Here is an 18,251-nt window from a genome sequence, read left to right on the forward strand (position 1 = left end):
GAATGGGAGCATGTGCGCGTGGATTTCGACGAGATCGAACACCTGAAGGCCAGACATGGCGCGTGGTCGCTGCTGCGCGCCGACAACGTCGCGCTGGTGCTCAGTTTCTTGAGCCGGGTCTTTCTCGACGCCAACCAGGCCAACCTCCCGGCATCGAAGGTGCTGAGCGAACTCGACGACGAGCTCTATGCGCTCAACCAGCGGATTGGTGAAAGCCGGTTTCCGAAATCGGCCAAGGCCTACCTCGACGATTGGTCCGCCTCCGAACGGGGTTGGTTGCGCCGCCACGTTCCCGCCGGTGCCGACGAACCCCACTATGACCTCACCCCGTCGGTGGAAAGGGCGGTCGCGTGGGTCGAAGGCCTCCGATCTCGCAGCTTCGTCGGAACCGAGTCGCGCCTTGGCATCGTCGTCGAGCTCTTGCGTCAGCTGATCTATGGAGCCGCGGAGGACTCGTCTGAACGTCTCGCGGATCTGCGACGGCGCCGCGATGAGATCGATGCCACGATCGCCCAGCTCGAGGCGGGAGAACTCGGCGTGGACGACCCGGTGGTTCAGCGTGACCGTTATCAGCAGTTCTCCCGCACGGCCCGCGAACTGCTCGGCGATTTTCGCGAGGTCGAGGAGAACTTCCGGGAACTCGACCGAGACCTTCGGGCCAAGATTGCCGGATGGACCGGGTCGAAAGGCGAATTGCTCGACGATGTCGTGTCGACGCGCAGCGGTATCGCCGACTCAGATCAAGGCCGGAGTTTCGCGGCGTTCTACGACCTGTTGCTGTCGGGGGAACGTCAACAGGAGTTGGCCGATCTGTTGGCTCGGCTTCGCGACCTCGACGACATTCCCGAGTTCGACCCCAGGCTGGAACGGATTCAGCGTGATTGGCTCGATGCGAGCGAGCGAACTCAGGCCACGATCCGCCAGCTTTCCGAGCAACTCCGACGGTTTCTCGACGACCAGGTCTGGTTGGAGAACCGCCGGGTGTTCGACCTGCTCCGTTCGATCGAAGCCAACGCTCTCGCGGTGCGAGATGTTGCTGTGGTCGATGTCCACACCGAGGTCGACGACACCAGGGTCTCGCTGCGCCTCCCGATGGAGCGTCCCCTCTACCAGAAGGTGCGAACCACGTCGCTGCAGAACTCGACGATCGAAATCGGCACTGGCGATGTCGATTCCAAGCTGCTCGCAGATCATCCGTTCATCGACACCGTGTTGCTCACCCAGCGGGTGCTCGCCAGCCTCGGCGCGGGCGAGCAGGTTGGTTTGAACCAGGTGATCGACGAAACGCCGCTCGACGAGGGACTCGCCGAGGTCATCGCGTACCTGACCCTCGCCGACGAGTCGCTTGACGTCGACATCTCCGAACAGGATCGCACCGAGCTCAGCTGGACCGAGTCCACGTGGCCCCATGGGGTCGCGCCCGACGCCGACGACGTCGAGGATGCCGAGGATGTCGAGGATGTCGACGAGGTAGTCCTGCGCGTCCTCGATCTTCCCGCTGTCACCTTCAAACGAACCCCGGGAGGCCCGTCGTGACGACCCGAAGCCCAGGCGAATCGAGCCGAAGCGGCCAGGCCACCCACAGCGCGCACCTCGCCCCCGACGATCTCTCGCTCGTCGCCATCGCGCTGATGCGAGGCCCGATCACCCGCGAGCACGACCAGAAGCTGTGGCCGGCCCTGATCAAGATCGAACACCGGGTCGCCGACTATGTCGGGGTGCTCGGACTGCGGCTCGTGCTCGACGAATCCGACGGTTATGCGTTCCTCCGCAGCGCCCGAGAAGACGAAGTCGAGGGCGAATTTCCTCGACTCGTCAACCGGCATCGCCTGCCCTTTCAGGTGAGTCTTCTGATCGCGTTGCTTCGCAAGCGACTCGCTGAGTTCGACGCCACGAGTTCGGACGCCCGGCTGATGTTGACCCGCGACCAGATCACCGACCTGATGCGTACCTACATCCCTGACAGCTCCGACGACGTCAAGTTGCGCCGCAAGGTCGATGAGCACATCGCGTCGGTCGAGAAGCTGGGATTCCTCAAGAAGCTCCGCAGCGACTACGACGCGTACGAGGTGCGTCGCATCATCCGTGCGTTCGTCGACGGGCAGTGGCTTGCGGACTTCGATCGTCGCTTGGCGGAGTACGTCGAACAGGCCGGCCTGGCCGATCAGGAGGCGCCATGAGCCTGTTCGAGGTCGAGCCGGGCACCGACCATGACGAGCAGGCCCCTGCGGTGGGTGCCGGAACGCGGTTGCACCGAATAGAGATCTTCAACTGGGGCACCTTCCACGAGAAGGTGTGGACCCTCGACCTGGGTGGGCGCAACGCGCTCCTGACCGGTGACATCGGGTCGGGGAAATCCACGATGGTCGATGCGGTCACCACGTTGTTGGTGCCCGCCCAGCGCATCTCCTACAACAAGGCTGCGGGGGCGGAGACCCGAGAGCGAGACCTCCGCTCCTATGTGTTGGGGTTCTACAAGTCCGAACGCAACGAGGAGGCCGGTGGTTCCCGCCCGGTCGGGTTGCGCGGCCCCGAACACTTCTCGGTGATCCTGGGGGTGTTTCGAGACGTCGAACGCGCCACCACAACCACCCTCGCGCAGGTGTTTCGGGCACGTGAGGACACCTCCCAGCCCGAGCGGTTCTTCGTTGTCTTCGACGGCGAACTTTCGATTACCGAGCATTTCTCGAACCCAGGCGACTCGCTTGCCGACCTCCGCAAGCAACTCAAGTCGCTCGGCGCGAACGTCAGCGACGGGTTCAACGAATACCGACGCAGTTTCCGTCGGCGGCTTGGCATCACCTCCGATCAGGCGCTCGACCTGTTCTTGCAGACCGTGTCGATGAAGGCGGTCGACAACCTGAACGAGTTCGTGCGGTCCCACATGTTGGAACCCGTCGATATGTCGAAGCGGATCGATGCGCTCGTCGCGCACTTCGACGACCTCACCAAGGCCCATGACGCGGTCGTTCGCGCCCGAGACCAGCTCGAATTGCTCGTGCCGCTCGTCGGGCACCTCGACGCCTACGACGAACACAGCGAAGCGGCGCAGCGGTTGGGTCGCCTCATCGAGACGGCACCGTTCTACTTCGCGACGGCACACGACTCGCTGTTGGAAATCAAGGCGGAGCGGCTTGCGGGTGAACTCGACCGGCTGCAACGTCTCGACGCAGATATCGGGACCCGCCTCGATCAACTTCGCACCGACGAACGTCATCTGCACGCTCAGATCGACGGAAACGGCGGCAACCGGCTGGCCCTCATCGAGAGCGAACTGCGACGCCTGCGAGGCGAGCTTCCCCGACGCCAACACGCGGTGGACGAACACAACCGCAAGCTGGAAGCGGTTGGGCTCGAACCGGTTGGCGACGAAGCGCAGTTCATCGAGCGCCGAAGCCAGCTCGGCCAACGCGAACGCTCGGTCGAGGCCGAGCGTGTGGATGTCGACAACAAGATCGGGGAATTGACGGTTCGCGACCGGGACGAGCGCGTCGCGATCGACGAAATCACCAACGAACTCGACAGCCTCGCGAAACGGCGGTCGAATATCCCGTCGCGCAGCCTCGAGCTTCGGGAGCGGCTGATCGGCGACCTTCGACTCACCCCTGACGAGTTGGTGTTCGCCGGGGAATTGATGGCGATCGACGACCAATACGACCGCTGGGAGGGCGCGGCGGAGCGGGTGCTTCACAGCTTCGCACTGTCGCTGCTCGTTCCCAACGAGCGGTATCGCGAGGTTGCGGCGTGGATCGATTCGCACCACCTTCGAGGCCGCATCGTCTACTACCGGGTGCCCGAGCGGGTCGCGCCGGCCGGAGACCCGAATCGTCACGCTGCGTATCCCTTGCTCATGGACATGGTGAACATCCGGCCCGATACCCCGTTCGCGGAGTTCATCAGGCGCGAGCTCACCCATCGAGCCGACTACCTCTGCGTCCCCGACACCTCGACGTTTTCAACCCTCGATCGAGCGATCACCCCGGCGGGTCAGATCAAATCGAAGGACCGTCACGAAAAGGACGACCGCAGCCGTATCGACGACCGGTCGCGATACGTACTCGGCTGGGACAACCGGGCAAAGGTCGAGGCCCTGCGGGCTGAGCGCGAGACACTCATCGGCAACCACGCCGAGTCGCGGCGCCTGCTCGACGTCGCGCAGGCCGACCAACGACGCCTGATCTCGATGGGCACCACGTTGATCGATCTCGCCCGTGTGGACGATTGGGTCAGCCTCGACGTCGAGTCCCTCACCAAGCAGGTGGAGGACCTGTCGGGCGAACACGAAACGCTGCGGGCAGCGTCGGTCGAGCTGCAGGGACTGACCGCACAACTCGACGCCGTCGTGGCCAAGATCGTCGAGGAATCAACCGAACGCGACTCGGTGAAAACCGAGATCGGACGGGTGACCGGAGAGGCCGAGCGGACCGAGGCCCAGCGCAACGATCTGCAGCAGCTCTTGGGTCTTGTCGAAGCCGAGGTGGCCCGCGGGTACTTCGATGAACTCGAGGAACACCTCAGCATCGAGCATCGTCGAGGCGCGCTGCAACTCGACGGAATCGACAGCGCCCGCAGCGGTGCAACGGAGGGCCTTCGAAGTGCCCAGCACCGCGCGACCGAGCGTGCACATGGTGCAGAGCGTCAGGCCGAGCGGGCCATGGCCGGTTTCCGAGCACGCTTCCAACGCGAGACTGCGGAACTCGACGCGTCGGTGGCCGCGGGGCCGGAATACCGCGAGATGTACGAACGCGTGCGCACCGACGACCTACCTCGTTTCGAGGCGGAATTCCGGACCTCGTTGCGCGAGAACACGATCAAGGAGATCGCGCAGCTTTCGGCCGACCTCGAAGGCCGTCAGCGCGACATTCGCCGCCACATCGACACGATCAACGGGTCGCTCCACGAGATCGATTACAACCCCGGGCGTTTCATCCGGCTACTGCCCGAAGCGACACCGAACACCGAAATCCGCGGCTTTCGCGACGAGCTGCGGGCCGTGACGAGCCGTACCACGAACCCTGGCGACGACGACTACTCCGAGCACCGCTTCTTACAGGTGAAGGCGTTGATCGATCGTTTCGTCGGCCGGGAGGGATCGACCGACCAGGACCGGGCTTGGACGAAGCGGGTGACCGACGTTCGCAACTGGTTCGTGTTTTCGGCATCGGAGCGATGGCGAAGCGACGACACCGAATACGAGAACTACGCGGACTCCTCCGGTAAGTCCGGCGGCCAGAAGGAAAAGCTCGCCTACACCGTGCTGGCGGCCTCGCTCGCGTACCAGTTCAGTCACGGTTCGACCGCGGGTGCCGGATCGTTTCGCTTCGTGGCGATCGACGAGGCGTTCGGCCGCGGCTCCGATGAGTCAACCCGGTTCGGCCTCCGGCTCTTTCGCACACTCGGCCTGCAGTTGCTCATCGTGACGCCGTTGCAGAAGATCCGCGTGATCGAACCGTTCGTGTCGACGGTCGGCTACGTCGTCAATCCCGAGGAGAACAACTCCCAACTGGTGCAGATGACGATGAGCGAACACCATCGCCGCCGTGAATCCGCCGGGCAGGCGTGAGGCCGCGCGAGGTGAACCCGGCATCCGCGAGCGGTGGATCCGGGCCGAGGCCGCGCTGGAAGACGTACCGGGATGTGGTCGCAACCCTGAACGCCCGGTGGCAGCGTGGCCGGTACCTCCGTGAAGCGCTGCTGGGCGAACCCTTTGAGCCGGTGAGGGTTTCGCTCGGCGGTCCGAAGGCAGCCGACCTGTCTCAGCATTTCAGTGAGGTCATCGATTGGGCCGATGCGGTGCATTCGGCGGCCGCGCCTCACGGCCGGGTCGAGACTCGAACGATGAAGACCCGATCGATCGGGGAGAACGAGATTCCGGTCGCCGTGTGGTTCGATTCGATCGACCAACTCATTGCCGCGCTCGGCGTGCGTCGCGAACTGCAACAGGCCGAGCAGTTGGTGGCGGCGACCGGAGCGGCGCTCGGCGACGAGGCGGCGCGGTGGGTCGCTCAACACCCACACCCGGCACTCGGATCGCAACCGTGGTGGCCGGGAATCATCGCGGTCACTCAGTGGATCGCGGCGACCGATGTCTCGGGGCTCGACCTGCGCCATGTCGATGTCGGGGGAGCGGGAGCGCAATACGGGATCGACACCAAGTTCATCACCGCCCACGGTGCGATCATCGGGTCGTTGCTCGATGTGGTGTTGCCCCCCGAACGGGTCAACCCCATCGAATCCGAGTTCGTTGCGCGGTACGGATTTCGTCGGCCACCTCGCTACGTGAGGTTTCGGTTGCTCGACGAGGTCGAGGAACTGCCGGATGGAATCAGCGAGCTCACCTTGCGAACCGACGAACTCGCGGCGATGCCGCTGTCGGTGGAGCAGGTCTTCATCGTCGAGAACCAGGCGACGTACCTCGCGTTTCCCCCGGTCCCACGGTCGATCGTCATCTTCGGCGGAGGCTTTGGGGCAACCCAACTCGGCGATATCGCCTGGCTGGCCGAACGACGGGTGCTCTACTGGGGGGACCTCGACCTCGCGGGTTTCGCCATCCTGGACGCCGTTCGCCAGCGGGTCGGCAACGTCGAGTCCATGTTGATGGATCGCGCCACACTCAGCTCGCATCTTGCCCATGTGGTGAACGACGCGAAGGCAAAGCCAGCCATGCTCACCCACCTCACCGCGGAGGAGTCGGCGACCTACCGTGATCTGGTGGAGGACCGCTATGGCGCATCGCTGCGGCTTGAACAGGAGCGGATCCGGTTCTCCCACGTGAGGGCAGCGCTCAGCGAGCTACGGCGCGGCGACATCGACTAGCAAAGAGCTGTGAGCCAACCCTCGTCCGACAGGCCGGCAGAGCCCGACCACGCCAACCCCAACGGCAACACGGCGCCGTTTGACACCGACCTTGCTGCGATGCGCGAGTTGTCCGACCGCCTCATCGCCGTGGCCACCGTCGGCGTGCATCGGTGGGTACTCGACGTGGTCGCCGAACGGATCTCCGGCCTCGACGCCACTCGTGCGGCGGCGGTTCTCGACGCGGCGCGGGGCGCGGCCGACGAGGCGGCTACCGACGTGCACAAGCATCTCACCGAACTGCTCGCCGTTCCGGTCGACGAGCAGTCGACGACGCCGCTCGCGATCCTTCGGGGCGCGCACCGCTACCCGACGGCGGTGCTGAGCGAGGCCGGAGCAATTCCGGTGCAGCGCGATCCGTTCGAAGAACGGGTGAATCCCGATGACCTCTTTGGCGTTGCGCCGGGCTCATGGGCTGACTTCGGCGAGGAGGTGCTCGACGCCGGTATGGCGTGGGGAGCAGCCAAGGCGTTCCTGCACAAGCGGGCTCGGCGCCAAGCCCCGTAGGCGGGGCCACCCGACCCATTCGGCGCGCGATCTGTTCACGCTGCGTTCACCATCCGTAGGCAGGACGGGGATGCGTCGGCGGTAGGTTCGACCCACCCGAGGATCCGACGGAGGCGCCTGCCCATGAAGGTGGAAACCGAACTCGCCGCCCTGCTTCAACGCAGCGACCTGTTGGGCCGGGCCTTTACGACCGACTACACCGCCGTCGTCGAACGATGGCTGTGCTCGCTCTACGAAGATCTGGTCGGTCTCGGCGATGGGGTGGCGCTCGTCGCGACCGGCGGGCAAGGGCGCGGGGAGCTGTCGCCGTTCAGCGACCTCGACCTGCTGTTGTTACACGATGGTTCGCTCGACGGCTCCACCGCTCAGTCGCTGTGGTATCCGCTGTGGGACGCGAAGATGAAGGTCGGACATGCGGTGCGGACCCCGGCGGAAACCCTGCAACTCGCCGCGACCGACCTGGCGACGGCTACCGGGCTGTTGAGTGCGCGCCATCTCGCGGGCGACGCGTCATTGACCGCGGCGCTCGTCGAGGCCCACCTCGTCGAGTGGAAGCGTCGCGCCAAACGGGCCTTCGGGGAGCTCGTCGACACGACCACTCGTCGTCACGCTGATGCGAGCAGTGTCGCCAACGCGCTCGAACCGGACTTGAAGGAGGGTCGGGGCGGCCTGCGCGACGTCCACCTGCTGAGCTGGATCGAGGCTGCGGACCAGGGCCTGGACATCGCCTCGGCCGACGACCTGGCCGAGGACTACGACCTGGTGTTGGCGGTACGCGTCGAACTGCACCGTCTGAGCAACCGGCCCGGCGACGTGATCCGGCTCGACGATCAGGCGGAGGTTGCGTCGCGCCTTGGGTTCGCCGACGCGATGGAGTTGATGTCGGAGCTTGCGGGCAGTGCCCGCCGCATCGCATGGGCGGCCGATGACGCCTGCAGTCGCCTGCAAGGCTGGCTGCGCCCCAGCTCGAGGCTCCGACCGCGGCGATCACCGTCGCTGGAGGGCCCCTACGAGCTCGATGGTGGGTTCGTGGTCGTGGCGCCGGACGCGCCGAGCAGCGTCGATGCCATCGAACCACTGCTCGTCGCGCTTGCAGCGGCGCGACACGGCGCCAGAATCCACCGCGGAGCTCTCGAGCGGATCAGTACGGCGGCCGCAGCCGAGGAGCCGTGGCCGGATGAGCTGCGGCGGCGGTTCGTCGAGTTGTTGGCGTGCGGACCAGCAGCGATCGAGGCGATCGAGTCGCTCGACCTCGTCGACAGTTGGGTTGCGCTGATCCCCGAGTGGGCACCGTTGCGATGTCGATCGCAGCGAAACGCCTATCACCGGTTCGCGGTCGATCGGCATTCGTGGGAATGCGTCGCCATGGCCGCGGACTTCTTCGATCGGGTCGATCGCGGTGACCTGCTGTTGTTGGCGGCGCTCTTTCACGACATTGGCAAGGGGTACCCGGGCGATCACAGCGTCGTCGGGGTGCAGGTTGCCAGACCGGCCTTGCGTCGCATGGGGCTCTCCGAAGCCGACGTGCGAACCGTCGAGGTGCTGATCGAACATCACCTGCTGCTCGCGGACGTCGCGACGCGTCGAGACCTCGATGATCCGCTGACGATTCTGTCCGTCGCCGCGCGAGTCGAGACGGTGCAACGCCTCGGCCTCCTCGAAGCCCTGACCACCGCGGACTCGTTGGCGACCGGATCCACCGCCTGGAGCCCGTGGAAGGCCGGTCTCGTCGCCGAGCTGGTGCGAAAGGTCGGTCACGTGCTCGGCGGGGGCGCAGTCGAGGACGTGACCGGAGCGGCGACGCTGAGCGCCGATCGGCGGCGCCTCATCGAAGGGCGCGACCCGAACGCCGAGCCGGTGGTCGAGGCGGACGGGAATCGGGTCACCATCGTGTGCATCGACCGTCCCGGAGTGTTCAGCCGCATCACCGGGGTGCTCGCGCTCAACGGACTGGATGTTCTCGAGGCGACGGTGCAGTCCGACGACGGCTGGGCCGTCGAGGAGTTTGTCGTCGAGTCGACATTCGCTTCGGAGATTCCGTGGGCGAAGGTTGCCCGCGACATCGACCGGGCGTTGCGCTCGAGATTCGCACTCGAGGCGCGCCTAGCAGAACGCCGACGCAGCTACCGCCGTGCCGTTCGAACCGTTGGGACCCTGGAGCCGAAGGTCCGTGTCGTGCGAGGGGAGGCGTCGGATGGCGCCACCGTGGTCGAGGTCATCGGGCGGGACCGAATCGGTCTCCTGCACCAGCTGACGCGCGTGCTGTCGGATCTCGATGTCGACATCGTCCGAGCCAAGATCGCCACCCTCGGCGGCGATGTGGTCGACACGTTCTATGTCCGCGGTCGCGACGACCTGCCCATCGACGACGATGACCTCGTCGAGATCAAGTCGGCGCTGCTGTTCGAACTGCGTCGCCCCGATGCCTGAGCCGGGCGGCGAACGCCGATGCCGGTCGCTACTACTGGTCGCGTAGGAACGCCTCGACCTCGCTGACCAATGCGTCGGCGCTGTGTCCGGCGAGCGCTTCGCGGTCGTAACGCTCTTCGAGATGGGCGACATAGGTGACCGTGTCGTCGTCCTCGGACACCATGTCGGTGATCTGGCGGTCATAGTCCTCGACGTCGTCGTCGAGTTCTTCGATGGGAAGGTCGATCCCCAGAATTCGGCTGACCTCGACCGCGAGGGCTCGGGTCGCCTTGGGTGACGGGGCCGACGGAACGTAACTGGGTACCGTCGCCCACAACGACGCGCTGTGGGTGCCACGTGTTGCGCACAGTTCGTGAAGCACGCCTGAGATTCCGGTGGGCCCCTCATACCGGGACGGCTCGTAGTCGAGAATCCGCGACACCTCGACGTTGCCGGCGGCCCCGAAGACCTGAGAGGGGCGAGTGTGGGGAACCTCCGCGAGGAGGCTTCCGAGCGTCAACACGAGTCGGGCGTCGAGGTGTTGTGCCACTTCGAGCACGCAGTGCGAAAACGCTCGCCAACGAAGCTGGGGTTCGATTCCACACAGCAGCACGATCGGCGGTGAACCTTCGGGCGTCGCCACACGAAAGACGTTCTCGGGCCAGTCGATGCGCCGAATACCGTCCCCATCGCTTCCGATGTGGGGCCGAACGACGGTGAAGTCGAAGAACTCCTCGGGGTCGATGTCGACGAAGGGGGTCGCGTCGAGCCAGCGCTCCAACAGACGAACGGTCTGTGATGCGGCCTCACCGGCGTCGTTCCAACCCTCGAACGATGCGATGACGATCGGTTCTTTGACCGCCGGTCGGTCGAGCCATCGAAGATAGGTCACCCACAAAACGCTATCGACGAACACGTCAGTTCCCTCCGTCTGGAACCGAAACGCGATCCCGTACGCTGGAGCCATGGGAACCGATGCCACCGTGACCGTTCGCGAACTCTCCGCCGCCGATGTCGACGCCTCCATCGCCGAGGCCTTCGTCGGCCTGCTCCCGCAGTTGAGTTCGTCGTCGCCGCGCCCGACGGTCGAACAACTCGCCCGGATTGCCGGCTCGGACTGTAATCACCTGCTCATCGCGGAATCGGAGGATTCCACCGTGCTCGGCTCGATGACCTTGGTGGTCTTCGAGATCCCCACCGGGGTCCGCGCCTGGATCGAGGACGTGGTGGTCGACGAGTCGGCTCGCGGCCGTGGCGTGGGAGAAGCCCTCAACCGGCGTGCGATCGACATTGCCCACGAGGTTGGAGCGAAATCGGTGGACCTGACCTCGCGGCCGAGTCGCGAGGCGGCGAATCGCCTGTATCAGAAGCTGGGTTTCGTCGCCCGGGAGACGAACGTCTATCGCTATCAGGGTTCGCGATAGGCGAGGTCGGGTGTCGACCCCGGCCAGCTCAGGCCGGGTCGACCCGCCAGACCGTGCCGCTGAGTGAGGCGATGTACACCTCGTCATTCGGGCCGACGCCAAAGCTGACGACCGAGTTCATCGTCGTGTCGTTCGTGTCGATCTCTCCGGAATCGACGACCGCGTCACCGTCGACGCGTAGGCCCCACAGCTTCGCTGCGGCGAAATCGGAATAGAGGTAGACCCCGTCAAGTTCGCCGAGGCGGGGATCGCGCACGACGACGCCGCCGGTGATCGACGCTCCCTGGTCGTGGCCGTAGTCGAGGATCGGCTCATGAAATCCGCCGTCGGGGTGCGACCCGTCGTCCTCGTCGGTCGGGTGAGTGCCCTCGCGCCGGTCCCAACCGAGATTCGCGCCGCGTCCCAAGCCGTCGGCGGCTCGCAACACGTTGACTTCCTCCCACGAGTTCGCGCCGACATCGGCGATCCACAGGTCACCGGTCGCCTGGTCGAACGAGAAGCGCCAGGGGTTTCTCACCCCAGCGATCCAGATCTCACGACGCGCCCCTCCGGGGCCGTCGACATAGGGGTTGTCGGCGGGAATGGTGTAGGTCGGTGCGGCGACGTCGATCCGCAGAATCTTTCCGAGCAACGACGTCAGGTCTTGAGCGCGGTTGCCCGGATCGCCCTGCCCTCCGCCGTCGCCGAATCCGATGTACAGCATCGAGTCCGGTCCGAACTCGACGTGGCCGCCGTTGTGGTTCGTGGCGGGTTGAGCGACGCGAAGCAACTCGGTTGGGTCGGCCGATGGGCTTTGGGCACCCGCTTCGAAGGGGTAGCGCTCGATCACGCTCGCACCGCCGTCGTCGCCGTCGGTGTAGGACACGATCAACACGGTACCGTCGAGGTTCCAAGCGATCCCCAACAACCCCTGCTCGCCCTGATAGTCGCCGACGCGGTCGCGCAGGTCGAGCAACATCGACGGGTCCGAGCCATCGAGCGGTATCCGTTCGATTCGCCCGTCGCGGGACGCGACGTACATCGCGTCATCGTCGCCGAAGCGTCGAGCGAGGGCGATCGCCTCGGCCACGTCGGCAACTTCGGTGAGGGTGACCCGGGCCGTCGCGAGCGGTGCGGCCGACGTCGCCGGTGCGGAGGTCGAGGTCACGGAGACTGTCGTCGAGGTGACAGCGGAAGCCACGGGAGCCGTGTCCGGCGTGTCGGAACCACCTCCGTCTCCGCACGCGCCCAGCGTCGCCAACGCCGAGACCCCGAGCACGGCCGCCAACCGGCGGGTGGGTGGCGTAGGGCGGTGGCGCATCACCACCTCACCGCTGCGAACGCCCGTCGGCGTCGGGCCTCAGCACCGGCACGCGAGCCGGACGAATAACCCCCTCCTGCATCACCGACGCGACCAGGGTTCCGTCACTACTGAAGATCAGCCCACGGCCGAGCCCCCGCCCGCCCTGCGCTGTTGGGGTGTCCTGGTGATACAACAGCCACTCATCGGCGCGAAACGGGCGGTGGAACCACATGGCGTGATCGAGGCTGGCCATGAACACATCGCCCAACCCGCTGCCGCCGTGGGGTTTCAACGAGGTGTCGAGCAACGTGATGTCGGAGGCATAGGCCATCACGCACTGGTGGAGCACGGGGTCGTCCGGAAGTACGCCGTTGGCGCGAAACCAGACATCGTCGATCAACGTCCCCGGCGAGCGGTCATCAGGCGGCTGCCAGTTGCAGTAGCGGGTGTCGATGGCCCGCGGCCGGTCGTACCAGGAGCCCAACAGGTGGCGGTAGGGGGCCATGCGGTCGCGAAAGTCCGGTAGCGACTCGGGTTCGGGCAGACCCAACGGCATTGGCACCTGATGCTCATAGCCCTCTTCAGCGCGTTGAAACGACGCGGTCAGCCCGAAGATCGGACGTCCGTGTTGAATCGCCTGAACCCGACGGGTGCAGAAGCTTCGGGCGTCGCGAATTCGCGCGACCTCATACAGGATCGGGACCCCGACATCGCCGCTTCGCAGAAAGTATCCGTGCAGCGAATGGACGCCGAACCCAGCCTCCACGGTCCGGGTCGCCGCAACGAGCGCCTGCCCGGCGACCTGGCCGCCGAAGGTGCGCTGGCGCTCCTCGTCGGGGCTTTGACCTCGAAAGATGTTCACCTCGATCGGTTCGAGGTCCAAGAGAACGATCAACGAATCCACGGCGGCCTGATCCATGCCAACCATCTTGCCCGACGCCGACGGATGAACGGATCGTCGTTGATTCGGACTGCCGTCGTCAGGGCGATACGATCTCACGTCGTGAAGCTGACTCCCTCGGGACTGATCGAGCACGCCAGGAGCGACGAGGGCCGAAAGCAGCTTCGTTACGCCGCGGTCTCGGTGGTGTTCGTGCCGCTCGGACAGGTGCTGGTTCAGGTGCTGCGCTGGGTGTTCGAGGTTCGCGAGTACTGGGCGGTGCTGATTTCGGCATGCATCCTCACCATCCCGAACTACCTGGCCAACAAGTTCATGGTGTGGCGCGATAAGTCGAAGGACAATCGAACCACCGAGGTCATCGTGTTCTGGAGCGCAGCGGTGCTCGGGACCGGATTTGCGATGGGCTTCGTCTGGTTGGCCGGGCAATGGTTCCCCGAAGACCGTGGTAAGGCGGTGCACGGTTTCGCCATCTTCATCGCTCAGCTCGTCGGCTACGGCATCGTTTGGGTCGCCCGGTACGTGTTTCTCGACCGCTGGCTGTTCAAAGCGACCCACCACGGCGAAGAACCGCCCAGGGAGTTCCTCGAAGACCTTCACGGCGAGCTTCCGCTGTGACGGGCACCGGCAACGAGGCCCCCATGGACGAGACCTTGCGCAGTGCCGCTCAGGCGGCGCGTGGCTTCATGCCGATCGACGAGGGTGATGCCCTGTATGAGGCGGGCCTCGAGGCGACACGTCGGGTGCCGGGCCTCCCGCTGTTGGAGATCGGAAGCTACTGCGGTAAGTCCGGGGTCTACCTCGGGGCCGCGGCGCGAGCCGGTGAGGTCGTGTTGTTCGCAGTCGACCATCACCGCGGATCCGAGGAGAACCAACCGGGTTGGGAATGGCACGAACCCGACCTTGTCGATCCCGCGGTGAACAAGATGGACACGTTGCCGATCTTTCGGCGCACGATCCACGATGCCGGTCTCGAACGCCATGTCGTGGCAGTCGTTGCCGACTCTCCGACCCTCAGCCGCTTCTGGACGACGCCGCTGGCCCTGCTGTTCATCGACGGTGGGCATGGCGAGGAGCCGGCGCATCGTGATTACGAACGCTGGAGCGCTCACGTTGCCCCCGGCGGAATTCTCGCCATCCACGACGTGTTTCCAAACCCTTCCGACGGCGGCCGTCCACCCTATGAGATCTACCTCCGGGCGTTGGAGTCGGGGAACTTCACCGAACTCTCGGCCACCGGCTCGTTGAGGGTCTTGGCGCGAGCCGACAACGCTCGGGTTCACCGACCAGAGCCGAAGCGGTTCGACTGACGGCCGACGCCTCCAGGCGGCGCTAACGCTCGGCGGTCGGATCGTCCTGTTCGTAGATCGTCGTGGGGTCGGGCATCTTGGTGCCGAACTCCTCGCGTTTGCGGCGTGACTCGAGGGTCACGGCGATGACGATCGTCGCGAGTCCGCCGATGATCACCGCGAAGACCAGGTACTGCTCCCCGCTGCCCGGCTCGCCGGGTTGGACTTCGTAGTCTCCTGAGGAGTGTGGAACCGGGATGATCGAGGGGGCCTCACCCGGGCGCAACTCGGGCTCTGTCGCGCTCGACGCCGCCGGAGTCGTCGTGGTCGCGATTTCGCTGCCGTCGTCTTGTGCCCCAGCGTGCGGCGCTGCGCTGAACAGCCCGATGGCAAGTGCCACGAACGCGGCCGCCCCAAAGGCTCGCACGCGGTGCGCGAACCCAGCCGCGTTCACGCGTCTCCTGAATGCTCGGTGACGGCGTCGTCGGCCCCGATATCGATCAGTGCAGGGAACGCGCCGTGGTCGGTGAACAGGTGCGATGCAGGGCTCTTGGCCGCAAGCGCGTCGGCCCCCAGCACCACTGCAGCAGCGGTGTACGACGACTGCTCGCCACCCGGAAAGTGCACCTCATCGGGGTACACGATGCCGGTCCAGTAGCGGCCCTCGTCATCGCGATGCCGCTGGGCCCAGCCGAACAGGGCCTCGCCGCGTTCGCGATCGTCGATCGCCAACAAGGCCATGACCAACTCGCAGGTCTCGGCCGCGGTGATCCACGGTCGATCCGACACGCACCGCACGCCCCGGGATTCCTCGACGAACGCGTCGTAGCGCTCATCGATGCGCTGTTGGGCGGCCTCGCCGACGATCGCCCCGCACAGCACCGGGTAGTACCAGTCCATCGCCCAACGGTGCTTGGGAGCGAACGCCTCGGGCACGTTGCGGATCGTGTTGCCGAGCCGCGCGGCGGACAACTCCCATTCCGGTCGGGCTTGATCCAGGGTGTCGGCGATAGCGACCGCGCAGCGGATGCTGTGCAACATCGATGACGAACCGGTGAGGAGTGCGAAGGTCCACGGAGTCCCGTCGGCGTGGCGGGCCCAGATGATCTCGCCTCGAGGTGTCTGGAGTTCCAGCACGAACCCGATCGCCCGGTCGACCATCGGCCACATCGATTCGAGCCAGGCGCGATCCCCGGTGAGTAGCCAGTGGTGCCATACCCCAGCGGCGACGTACGCGATCACGTTGGCGTCGAGCTTGTCCTGTTCGACGCGGTCGGCGAGGTAGTACTGGTGCCAGGCGCCATCGGGGCGTTGAAGGTCGCGAAGCCAACTGAATCCGAGCCGGGCTTCGTCGATCCGTCCGCCGAGGGCCAGCGCCATCAACGCCTCTGTGTGGTTCCACGGGTCGGCGTGACCGCCTTCGAACCACTGGACCATTCCGTTCGGAAGTTGCAGGGATGCGATGTAGTCGACGGTTTCGCTCAGTTGGTCGGCCGTGACGATGCCGTCGACATCATGCAGCCACACGGTCGTCGCTCCTACGGTGAGTTGGGGTGTTCGGCTTTTCTCCGTAGACGACGACGGCCTTGCCCAGGATGGGGTTGAGGAGGCGGTCGGCAGCCCGTGTGATGGCAGGTGCCTTCATCATGTCCCACACCAGGAAGTCGTGGTACGCCTTGACGAGCGGATGTGAGGAATTGGTTGGGCTGACGATGCAGCGCAGCGCCCAATAAGGAGAGTGCAGCGCGTGCTCTCGATGGGACTCCCCGAGGGTGAACCCCGTGGTTTCCAGGCGCTCACGGAGCAGTCGTTCGGTGTAGATGCGCAGGTGACCACCCTCGGCGAGGGGGGCGTGATACTCGGCTGAGAGGGTCCAGCAGATCTTCTCGGTCAACCACGTGGGAACGGACACGGCGATACGCCCACCCGGCTTCAGCACCCGGAAAAGTTCGGCCATCGCCGCGGCGTCGTCGTTCAGGTGTTCAAGGACTTCCGAGCAGATGATGCGGTCGAAGGTGTCATCCGCGAATGGCAACTGGTAGCCGTCGCCACGAACGGCCTGAGCATGGTGGGTCCTGGGGACCTCGTCGGTCTCGTGCATCGCCCAGAACAGGTCGCGGACCGATTCGAGGTCGCTGAAGGAATAGTCGAGCGCGACCACCTGGGCCCCGCGTCGAAACGCCTCGAAACTGTGGCGGCCGGCCCCGCACCCCATGTCGAGCAGTGACATGCCGGGCTGCAGATCGAGGCGGTCGTAGTCGATGGTCAACACGGGCAGGTCCTAGCTCAACGCGAGTCGCGCACGATAATGGTCGACGGTGCGCACCGCGGTGTGTCGCCAACTCCAGCGGCTGATAACCCGTTCGCGTCCGGCGATGCCGATTCGCTTCGAGTCGTCCGGATTCTCGATCGCTCGACGGATCGCCGCTGCGAGCGCGTCGCTGTTGGCCGGTTCGCACGAGTAGCAGGTGTCGCCGTCCTTGCCGGTGACCTCGGGCAGCGCCCCACCGGTGGTCGCGACGAGAGGGCATCCGGTGGCCATCGCTTCGATCGCCGGCAAGGAGAATCCTTCATACAACGAGGGCACCACCGCGCAGGTGGACTCGTTGTACATCTCGACGATTCGTTCGTCGGGGACGCCGGAAACGAACTCGACGACACCGTCGAGGCCAAGCTCTTCAATCGTCCGTTTCGCCGCGGAACCCTCTTTGAGTTTGCCGATGATGACGAGCTTGAGCTCGGGGAACTCGGCTCGGAGCTTCGCGAGGGCCTCGAGAAGGAACCGCTGCCCCTTCATGGCGACGTCGGCCGAGGCCGTCGAGATGATCTGAAAGGGCTTGCGCTCGATGTCGTCGAGCGGCTTGAACAGATCCGGGTCGACCCCGACCGGCACGACGAACAACTTGTCGGGACTCACGTCGTGGGTCCGGCAGATGTCGTCGAAACTGTTCTGGGAGACGGTGATGATTCGCTTGAGGCGTTTCGCCACTCGGGTCTGCATCTTGGTGAACGCGTACCACCGTGCCTTGGAAAGGCGTTGGTAGGTCGTTTCCGCGTGTTCCATTTCGATGCGGCGATCGACGGTGATGGGGTGGTGGATCGTTCCGAGGACTGGAAGCCCAGCGGACTCGATTGCCAGCAGGCCGTAGCCGAGGCACTGATTGTCCTGGACGAGATCGAACTCGTTCACGCGGTGCTTGAGGTGGTCCCAGGCTCGCAGCGAAAACGCGAGGGGCTCGGGAAAGGTTCCGGTGCTGAACGCGGTCACCTCGGCGAAGTCGGTCCAGTTCTTGAGTTCCCAGAGCCCAGGCATCCGCATCGGGAAGTGGTCGTTGTAGATGTCGAGACTGGGCAACTGAACGAGCGGGACCCGCGGGTCGACAATCGGGTAGGGCTGGCCCGACAACACTTCGACGGAGTGCCCGAGGTCGACGAGTGCCTTGGTCAGGTGGCGTGTGTAGACGCCCTGCCCACCCACATGCGGCTTCCCCCGATACGTCAGGTACGCGATCCGGAGGGGATCGTCGTCACCTGGCCGTCGCTTCGAGTTGTTCTGCATAACAAACCAGCTTCCCTGCCCAGGCAGG

16 protein-coding genes are annotated in these 18,251 nt (G+C 65.3%); 9 read left to right on the forward strand and 7 right to left on the reverse strand.

Annotated elements, in window-relative coordinates:
• Positions 1–18: 18 nt before the first annotated feature.
• The 6 genes from M9952_02060 (at position 19) to M9952_02085 (ending at position 9,792) form a co-directional block, all read left to right on the forward strand.
• Positions 19–1,536: a DUF3375 domain-containing protein gene (locus M9952_02060; GenBank protein MCO5311705.1), complete on the forward strand. Its 1,518-nt coding sequence runs from the start codon at positions 19–21 to the stop codon at positions 1,534–1,536.
• Entirely contained in the window at positions 1,533–2,180 is a 648-nt protein-coding gene (locus tag M9952_02065; protein ID MCO5311706.1) for a DUF4194 domain-containing protein, read from the forward strand. The genes M9952_02060 and M9952_02065 overlap by 4 nt, the downstream gene beginning before the upstream one ends.
• Complete coding sequence (locus M9952_02070; GenBank protein MCO5311707.1) at positions 2,177–5,563, forward strand: hypothetical protein; 3,387 nt, start codon at positions 2,177–2,179, stop codon at positions 5,561–5,563. Before M9952_02065 ends, M9952_02070 begins: the two co-directional genes overlap by 4 nt.
• A gap of 74 nt (positions 5,564–5,637) precedes the next feature.
• Positions 5,638–6,816 (forward strand): DUF2220 family protein, encoded by a 1,179-nt coding sequence (locus M9952_02075; protein ID MCO5311708.1) that lies wholly within the window; start codon positions 5,638–5,640, stop codon positions 6,814–6,816.
• Positions 6,817–6,825: 9 nt separating this feature from the next.
• Positions 6,826–7,362, forward strand: coding sequence for a hypothetical protein (locus M9952_02080; protein MCO5311709.1), 537 nt, complete (start codon positions 6,826–6,828; stop codon positions 7,360–7,362).
• Positions 7,363–7,485: 123 nt separating this feature from the next.
• Positions 7,486–9,792, forward strand: a complete 2,307-nt coding sequence (locus M9952_02085; GenBank protein ID MCO5311710.1) for a [protein-PII] uridylyltransferase — start codon at positions 7,486–7,488, stop codon at positions 9,790–9,792.
• A 31-nt stretch (positions 9,793–9,823) separates the two neighbouring features.
• Here the strand turns inward: M9952_02085 and M9952_02090 are convergent, their stop codons facing one another.
• A complete protein-coding gene (locus tag M9952_02090; GenBank protein MCO5311711.1) occupies positions 9,824–10,663 on the reverse strand; it encodes a PAC2 family protein in 840 nt (279 codons plus the stop codon).
• Between the two features lie 73 nt (positions 10,664–10,736).
• Between M9952_02090 and M9952_02095 the strand changes: the two genes are divergently transcribed.
• Positions 10,737–11,195 carry a GNAT family N-acetyltransferase gene (locus M9952_02095; GenBank protein ID MCO5311712.1) on the forward strand — a complete coding sequence of 153 codons (459 nt, stop codon included), beginning with the start codon at positions 10,737–10,739 and terminating at the stop codon, positions 11,193–11,195.
• Positions 11,196–11,223: 28 nt separating this feature from the next.
• Here the strand turns inward: M9952_02095 and M9952_02100 are convergent, their stop codons facing one another.
• Positions 11,224–12,342, reverse strand: a complete 1,119-nt coding sequence (locus tag M9952_02100) for a PQQ-dependent sugar dehydrogenase (GenBank protein ID MCO5311713.1) — start codon at positions 12,340–12,342, stop codon at positions 11,224–11,226.
• A gap of 160 nt (positions 12,343–12,502) precedes the next feature.
• Complete coding sequence (locus M9952_02105) at positions 12,503–13,396, reverse strand: acyl-CoA thioesterase II (protein MCO5311714.1); 894 nt, start codon at positions 13,394–13,396, stop codon at positions 12,503–12,505.
• A gap of 84 nt (positions 13,397–13,480) precedes the next feature.
• Between M9952_02105 and M9952_02110 the strand changes: the two genes are divergently transcribed.
• Entirely contained in the window at positions 13,481–13,993 is a 513-nt protein-coding gene (locus M9952_02110) for a GtrA family protein (GenBank protein ID MCO5311715.1), read from the forward strand.
• Positions 13,994–14,016: 23 nt separating this feature from the next.
• Positions 14,017–14,685: a class I SAM-dependent methyltransferase gene (locus M9952_02115; GenBank protein MCO5311716.1), complete on the forward strand. Its 669-nt coding sequence runs from the start codon at positions 14,017–14,019 to the stop codon at positions 14,683–14,685.
• Positions 14,686–14,707: 22 nt separating this feature from the next.
• On the opposite strand, the gene M9952_02120 is transcribed toward M9952_02115, so the two are convergent.
• Genes M9952_02120 through M9952_02135 form a run of 4 tightly spaced genes read right to left on the reverse strand, consistent with a single transcriptional unit; the run spans position 14,708 to position 18,223 of the window.
• Positions 14,708–15,118, reverse strand: coding sequence for a hypothetical protein (locus M9952_02120; GenBank protein ID MCO5311717.1), 411 nt, complete (start codon positions 15,116–15,118; stop codon positions 14,708–14,710).
• Complete coding sequence (locus tag M9952_02125; GenBank protein ID MCO5311718.1) at positions 15,115–16,191, reverse strand: hypothetical protein; 1,077 nt, start codon at positions 16,189–16,191, stop codon at positions 15,115–15,117. Before M9952_02125 ends, M9952_02120 begins: the two co-directional genes overlap by 4 nt.
• Positions 16,178–16,936, reverse strand: a complete 759-nt coding sequence (locus M9952_02130) for a class I SAM-dependent methyltransferase (GenBank protein ID MCO5311719.1) — start codon at positions 16,934–16,936, stop codon at positions 16,178–16,180. The genes M9952_02125 and M9952_02130 overlap by 14 nt, the downstream gene beginning before the upstream one ends.
• A 9-nt stretch (positions 16,937–16,945) precedes the next feature.
• On the reverse strand, positions 16,946–18,223 hold the full coding sequence (locus tag M9952_02135; GenBank protein MCO5311720.1) for a glycosyltransferase family 4 protein: 1,278 nt from the start codon (positions 18,221–18,223) through the stop codon (positions 16,946–16,948).
• Positions 18,224–18,251 lie beyond the last annotated feature (28 nt).

The sequence above is a fragment of the Microthrixaceae bacterium genome (genome assembly GCA_023957975.1).
Lineage (GTDB): Bacteria > Actinomycetota > Acidimicrobiia > Acidimicrobiales > Microtrichaceae > JAMLGM01.